We start from the raw sequence: 4,302 nt of genomic DNA on the forward strand, positions 1-4,302 counted from the left end.
GGCGCGGCCCCGCTGCCGGCGCTGGCATGCGTCGCCGGCGCCGGCGGCCTGGCGCGCACGCCGAATTCCCAGCCATAGGCCCACAGCGCGGCCAGCGCCACCAATATACCGAGCACGATCCAGCGCGATTTGCCGCGCCAGGCCAGCGCCGGGCTGCGGCGGGCGGCGATCTGCACCGCGACCCACCAGGCGATCACGCCCAGCAGCACGGCCGCCATCAGCCACACTTTGCGGCCGAGGAATTCCATCGCCTCCTTGGGGCTGGTCTCGGCAATGATGCCGAGGTGGTGGGTGGAGATGCCCTGGCCGTAGTAAATGAACAAATAAATCTCGGTCGGCAGCGCCAGGAAAGCCGGGATCAGCAGCCAGTGGAACCAGGCCGGCCGTTGCAGCACGCTCCACACCGCCAGCCAGGCCAGCGCCTCCACCAGCAGCACGTGCGTCAGCCCCGGCACCTGCTTGCCCAGCAGCAGGGGCACGCAGGGCACCAGCGACAGCAGCAGGTAACTGATCAGGACAAACAGCGGGGCGGGGCGCAGCAGGGATCGCATTCGGCGGGCAGGGCAGTGATTGATTTGTTTGCTATTATCAATTGTTTCTTAATCCTTGCAAGCCGCATCGCGCCGTGATTTTGGTTGACTGGGCCACGCATCACGTCTATACTCGCGAGTTCTCATTTTATTCTGCACATCGTATACGCTGAATCAGGCTGCTCCATGGGAGTGGCTGCTTGCGCCTCCGGTGGCCCGGTAAATCGAGAGAAGGTTTTTTGTCCCCGGCACTCTGTCCGGGTTGTTAACGTTGTAATTTAGTTGGGTTTAGAACGATGCCAACCATCAATCAACTGATTCGCCAACCACGCACCAAGCTGGTCGTGAAGAGCAAATCGCCGGCGCTGGAAAACAGCCCGCAAAAACGTGGCGTGTGCACCCGTGTGTACACCACCACTCCTAAGAAGCCTAACTCGGCACTGCGTAAAGTTGCCAAAGTGCGTCTGACCAACGGTTTCGAAGTGATTTCGTACATCGGCGGTGAAGGCCACAACCTGCAAGAGCACAGTGTTGTTCTGCTGCGCGGCGGTCGTGTAAAAGACTTGCCAGGTGTGCGTTACCACATGGTTCGCGGTGCACTGGATACCCAGGGCGTTAAAGACCGTAAGCAAGCTCGCTCGAAGTACGGTGCCAAGCGCGCCAAGCAAGCCAAGAAGTAATCATTATTAATTGAGTTGAGCCGGTCGAGAGACCGAGTAAGTGGCTGGCTATGATGGCCGCCGCGAGTGACCGCAAGGCACTCAACTGAAGATAAAAGGAAATGACATGCCACGTCGTCGTGAAGTACCCAAGCGCGAGATCCTGCCGGATCCAAAATTCGGCAACACCGATGTCGCCAAATTCGTGAACGTTCTGATGCTGTCCGGTAAAAAATCGGTCGCTGAAAACATCATCTACGGTGCCTTCGAGCACATCGCCCAGAAGTCGGGCAAAGACCCGCTGGAAGTGTTCGCCACCGCGCTGAACAACGCCAAGCCGCTGGTTGAAGTGAAATCCCGTCGCGTTGGTGGTGCAAACTACCAGGTGCCGGTTGAAGTCCGCCCAGTGCGCCGTATGGCTCTGTCCATGCGTTGGCTGCGCGAAGCTGCCAACAAGCGCAGCGAGAAGTCCATGCCACAACGTCTGGCAGGCGAACTGATGGAGGCCGCTGAAGGCCGTGGCGGCGCGATGAAGCGTCGTGACGAAGTTCACCGTATGGCTGAAGCGAACAAAGCGTTCTCGCACTTCCGCTTCTAATAAAATCGGCCAGCTCCTGAGCTGGCTGTTATCCGTTGTTCGAGGCCGGGCTCATTTTTTGACTCAAAAAATGGCGCTCGGTTTTGTCCATTAAACGATTTAGGATTAATTATGGCCCGCAAGACCCCCATCGAGCGCTACCGCAATATCGGTATCTCCGCTCACATCGATGCAGGTAAGACCACTACCACCGAACGCGTTCTGTTCTACACGGGCGTGAACCACAAGATCGGTGAAGTTCACGATGGCGCCGCCACCATGGACTGGATGGAGCAGGAACAAGAGCGCGGTATTACCATTACCTCCGCCGCGACCACCTGCTTCTGGAAAGGCATGGCGAACAACTTCCCGGAACACCACATCAACATCATCGATACCCCAGGCCACGTGGACTTCACCATTGAGGTGGAACGTTCGATGCGTGTTCTGGACGGTGCTTGCATGGTTTACTGCGCAGTGGGCGGTGTTCAGCCACAGTCGGAAACCGTATGGCGTCAGGCCAACAAGTACAAAGTGCCACGTCTGGCCTTCGTCAACAAGATGGACCGTACCGGCGCGAACTTCTTCAAAGTGTACGAGCAGATGCGCGCACGCCTGAAGGCCAACCCAGTCCTGATCCAGATCCCGATCGGCGCCGAAGACAACTTCAAGGGCGTGATCGACCTGGTCAAGATGAAGGCCATCATCTGGGACGACGCTTCCCAGGGCATGAAGTTCGACTACGTCGACATCCCTGCCGAGCTGGCTGATTCGGCCGCCGAGTGGCGCGAGAAGATGGTTGAAGCCGCTGCTGAAGCGAACGAAGACCTGATGAACAAGTACCTGGAAGAGGGTGACCTGTCGGAAGCCGAGATCAAGAAAGCCATCCGCGAGCGCACCATCGCTTCGGAAATCGTGCCGATGATGTGCGGTACCGCCTTCAAGAACAAGGGCGTGCAGGCCATGCTGGACGCAGTGATCGAATACCTGCCATCGCCAGTGGACATCGCCGCCGTGTCGGGCACCGACGAATCCGAGCAGCCAGCCAGCCGCAAGGCCGCTGACGACGAGAAGTTCTCGGCGCTGGCCTTCAAGATCATGACCGACCCGTTCGTGGGCCAGCTGGCCTTCTTCCGCGTGTACTCGGGCGTGATCAACGCTGGCGACACCGTGTACAACTCGGTGAAAGGCCGTAAAGAGCGTCTGGGCCGTATTCTGCAGATGCACGCCAACCAGCGCGAAGAGATCAAAGAAGTGCGCGCCGGCGACATCGCCGCGGCCGTGGGCCTGAAAGACGTGACCACCGGCGAGACCCTGTGCGATCCAGCGTCGATCATCACCCTGGAAAAAATGGTGTTCCCAGAGCCAGTGATTCAACAGGCTGTGGAACCTAAGACCAAGGCTGACCAGGAAAAAATGGGTCTGGCACTGAACCGTCTGGCTCAGGAAGATCCATCGTTCCGCGTGCGTACCGACGAAGAATCGGGCCAGACCATCATCGGTGGTATGGGCGAGCTGCACCTGGAAATTATCGTGGACCGCATGAAGCGCGAATTCGGCGTGGAAGCCACCGTGGGCAAACCACAGGTTGCCTACCGTGAAACCGTGCGCAAATCGGTGTCCGACGTTGAAGGCAAGTTCGTCAAGCAGTCGGGCGGCCGTGGTCAGTACGGTCACGCTGTCGTGACCCTGGAACCACAGGAACAAGGCAAAGGCTTCGAGTTCGTCGATGCCATCAAGGGCGGTGTGATTCCACGCGAATTCATCCCTGCGGTGGAAAAAGGCGTGCGCGAAACCCTGTCGAACGGCGTGCTGGCCGGCTACCCGGTGGTGGACGTCAAAGTCACCCTGACCTTCGGTTCGTACCACGATGTTGACTCGAACGAAAATGCATTCCGCATGGCCGGTTCGATGGCATTCAAGGAAGCGTGCAAACGCGCCAACCCAGTCATCCTGGAACCAATGATGGCTGTGGAAGTGGAAACCCCGGAAGACTACGCCGGTACCGTGATGGGCGACCTGTCGTCCCGCCGCGGTATGGTGCAGGGCATGGACGAAATCCCGGGCGGCGGCGGCAAGATCATCAAAGCCGAAGTGCCACTGTCGGAAATGTTTGGTTACTCGACCACCCTGCGTTCCGCAACCCAGGGCCGTGCAACCTACACCATGGAGTTCAAGCACTACTCCGAGGCGCCTAAGCACGTTATCGACGCTATCGTTACCGCGAAAGCGAAGTAATTCTGGTATTTTTGCGGCCGGGTAGATCATCCGGCCGCACATTTAAAAACTTTGTTCTGAGGAAGAATCAAAATGGCAAAAGAAAAGTTCGAGCGGACTAAACCGCACGTCAACGTAGGCACCATCGGTCACGTCGACCACGGCAAAACCACCCTGACCGCAGCAATCGCTACCGTTCTGTCGAAAAAATTCGGCGGCGAAGCCAAAGCTTACGACCAGATCGACGCTGCTCCAGAAGAAAAAGCACGCGGCATCACCATCAACACCGCGCACGTCGAGTACGAAACCGCCGGCCGTC

5 protein-coding genes are annotated in these 4,302 nt (G+C 58.2%); 4 read left to right on the plus strand and 1 reads right to left on the minus strand.

The window, feature by feature from the left end; all coding sequences use genetic code 11:
• On the minus strand, positions 1-551 hold a 551-nt coding region (locus GM676_RS31050), incomplete at its 3' end, for a phosphoethanolamine transferase domain-containing protein (protein ID WP_155468422.1).
• A 275-nt stretch (positions 552-826) separates the two neighbouring features.
• On the opposite strand from GM676_RS31050, the gene rpsL reads away from it, so the two are divergent.
• The 4 genes from rpsL to GM676_RS31070 all read left to right on the plus strand — a co-directional run.
• Positions 827-1,210, plus strand: coding sequence for a 30S ribosomal protein S12 (gene rpsL / locus GM676_RS31055; RefSeq protein WP_092281397.1), 384 nt, complete (start codon positions 827-829; stop codon positions 1,208-1,210).
• Positions 1,211-1,316: 106 nt separating this feature from the next.
• Positions 1,317-1,787 (plus strand): 30S ribosomal protein S7, encoded by a 471-nt coding sequence (rpsG, locus tag GM676_RS31060; protein ID WP_155468423.1) that lies wholly within the window; start codon positions 1,317-1,319, stop codon positions 1,785-1,787.
• Between the two features lie 111 nt (positions 1,788-1,898).
• On the plus strand, positions 1,899-4,004 hold the full coding sequence (fusA, locus tag GM676_RS31065) for an elongation factor G (RefSeq protein ID WP_155468424.1): 2,106 nt from the start codon (positions 1,899-1,901) through the stop codon (positions 4,002-4,004).
• Positions 4,005-4,076: 72 nt separating this feature from the next.
• Positions 4,077-4,302: GTP-binding protein (locus tag GM676_RS31070; RefSeq protein ID WP_019924766.1), on the plus strand; the 226-nt coding region annotated here is incomplete at its 3' end.

The organism is Duganella radicis (assembly GCF_009720825.1).
GTDB classification, from domain to species: Bacteria; Pseudomonadota; Gammaproteobacteria; order Burkholderiales; family Burkholderiaceae_D; genus Rugamonas; species Rugamonas radicis.

What these genes read in the sequence shown, in the direction of transcription:
- rpsL (WP_092281397.1), top strand. Translation starts at nt 827, where the DNA reads ATGCCAACCATCAATCAACTGATTCGCCAACCACGCACCAAGCTGGTC.
- rpsG (WP_155468423.1), top strand. Translation starts at nt 1,317, where the DNA reads ATGCCACGTCGTCGTGAAGTACCCAAGCGCGAGATCCTGCCGGATCCA.
- fusA (WP_155468424.1), top strand. Translation starts at nt 1,899, where the DNA reads ATGGCCCGCAAGACCCCCATCGAGCGCTACCGCAATATCGGTATCTCC.